Origin of the sequence: Lonsdalea iberica (assembly GCF_002111585.1) — a bacterium.
Lineage (GTDB): Bacteria > Pseudomonadota > Gammaproteobacteria > Enterobacterales > Enterobacteriaceae > Lonsdalea > Lonsdalea iberica.
The window spans coordinates 1-1,067 of sequence record NZ_LUTP01000116.1; the positions used below are offsets into that span (position 1 = coordinate 1).

At 42.9% G+C, this 1,067-nt stretch carries 3 protein-coding genes; 2 read left to right on the plus strand and 1 reads right to left on the minus strand.

Translation table 11 applies throughout. From position 1 onward, the window contains the following. A partial coding sequence (locus tag AU511_RS16955; RefSeq protein ID WP_205756493.1) for a DNA/RNA non-specific endonuclease occupies positions 1-470 on the plus strand: 470 nt, incomplete at its 5' end. Next, positions 470-877 carry a RhsIA family immunity protein gene (locus AU511_RS16960; RefSeq protein WP_167372061.1) on the plus strand — a complete coding sequence of 136 codons (408 nt, stop codon included), beginning with the start codon at positions 470-472 and terminating at the stop codon, positions 875-877. The genes AU511_RS16955 and AU511_RS16960, both read left to right, overlap by 1 nt. A gap of 72 nt (positions 878-949) precedes the next feature. Here the strand turns inward: AU511_RS16960 and AU511_RS16965 are convergent. After that, positions 950-1,067, minus strand: a 118-nt coding sequence (locus tag AU511_RS16965) for a SymE family type I addiction module toxin (RefSeq protein WP_139829432.1), incomplete at its 5' end; no start/stop codon positions are given.

Genomic DNA, 1,067 nt, shown 5'->3' on the forward strand with positions numbered 1-1,067 from the left:
TGCTGGGGGGTGAGAGTAATTACGGATATGTTCATAACCCAGTTGATTGGATAGATCCGTTTGGGTTGGCGAAGTGTCCAACCATTACGCGTGGTGCAAATGGTGAGATCGCCTCAGCACGGGCTACTGTATCGCCAGCAGATTTAAAAACAGGTACAGCCGTAAACTCGAGTGCGAGAGATGCTATTAAAGCTATAGGTCTGCCGGGCGACGATGCTGGCCATATCCTTGGTAAAGTACTGGGTGGTCAAGGCGGCAAGGGAAATCTGTTTCCTCAGCTATCAAACATTAACCGTGGCGATTATCGGATGTTTGAGAAGTCGGTCAGGGATTATATTAGCCAACATGGTGCCGTAGATATTGAATGGACGTTTAAATATGCCAACGGTGGATTGCGCCCCACGGGGGTTCAATATGATGTCTATCAAAATGGCTCTAGGGTATTAGGCGACTTCTTTAGGAATATATGATGAACACATCAGATGAACCGATAGATGTACTATTGAATTTTTTTGCTGCTATGAATCAATGGGAGAAAAATAATCTCATTCCTATGAGAGAAGGAGGCATTGAAGAACAAAAAAAAGCACAGGAGGAGATAGATGCTATCTTCTTAAAGTTCTGTACTATTAGAGATAGAAAAATAGGTAGGCAGGCATCATTACATTGCGGGGAACCTCCTGAGTATGATGCTGATAATCAGCCTATTGAGAATGTCGAAACCAAAGGTAAGAAAGTAGTTATTTATACTGATCAACTAAATCGATTAAAAAATAAATACCGTTACACACTTCATTATAAAAATGATGAGTGGCGCGTTGATAAAAAAGAACGATTTAGCCCAGTTGAAGATAAATGGATAAAAGATAGTTTGTAGATATAAATAAAAAGCCGGAAGTGATCCCAACGAGCCTTCCGGCTTTATTTTACCTGCTGTTAAGTGCAACGATCAGACATAAATCTCCGTCTCAATCACCAGTCTGCCCCGCTCCACCGTCACGGTGATCGGCATCCCGGTCATAAAGCCCAACTCCTCCAGCCAGCGACCTTTAAGGTTGATGGCGGAC

Coding starts and splice junctions, on each gene's coding strand:
- AU511_RS16960 (WP_167372061.1), top strand. CDS start 470: ATGAACACATCAGATGAACCGATAGATGTACTATTGAATTTTTTTGCT.